The 569-nt window shown below is 47.5% G+C and carries 1 protein-coding gene; it reads right to left on the bottom strand.

What is annotated here, in order from left to right; all coding sequences use genetic code 11:
• Positions 1-569 (bottom strand): chloride channel protein (locus IQR33_RS32835; RefSeq protein ID WP_228013860.1); only part of this gene is annotated, 569 nt, incomplete at both ends.

Raw genomic sequence — 569 nt, 5'->3', positions numbered from 1 at the left:
TTGCTCCGAACGCATAACCAAATAAGGTTCCCAGAGCAAGCATAGGTGCAAAGATGCCTCCCGGCGCACCAGAACCAAAACAGAGCAGGGTTGTAATTACGCGACCAAAGAAAAGCAAAACTAAAATAGATACCGAGTAGTTACCGTTAGTAATGTCAGGAATAAGGCCGATACCACCACCAGTTAGTTGGGGTACGTACAAAAGAAGCAAACCAAACACGCCTCCCAGTAGCGAACCCACAATCAAGTAGCGCTTACGATCGTTTTTGTGAATTGCGACAAAACTGTCTTGTGCCACGGTAATCAGTTTATTGAAGATCACGCCAAACACGCCAAACAATGCGCCAAGCAATAAAAACAGCCATAGGGTTTGAAGCTCTGGCGACTGGTATTGCGGCATAGTGATAACGGCGTCTTGCCCGTTGATGGCGCGAAACACTATGTTCGCCATAATGGCAGAAATGATCACTGCGCGAATTGAGATCAAAGAGTAGCGAAACTGAGGTCGCATTTCCTCCACAACGAACATAATGCCTGCGAGTGGGGCATTAAAAGCCGCAGCCAAACCG

It is taken from the genome of Vibrio sp. OPT46, assembly GCF_015163535.1.
GTDB classification, from domain to species: Bacteria; Pseudomonadota; Gammaproteobacteria; order Enterobacterales; family Vibrionaceae; genus Vibrio; species Vibrio alginolyticus.
The sequence above is the reverse complement of the archived record's forward strand: the minus strand, read 5'-3'. Positions and strand labels throughout refer to the sequence as shown.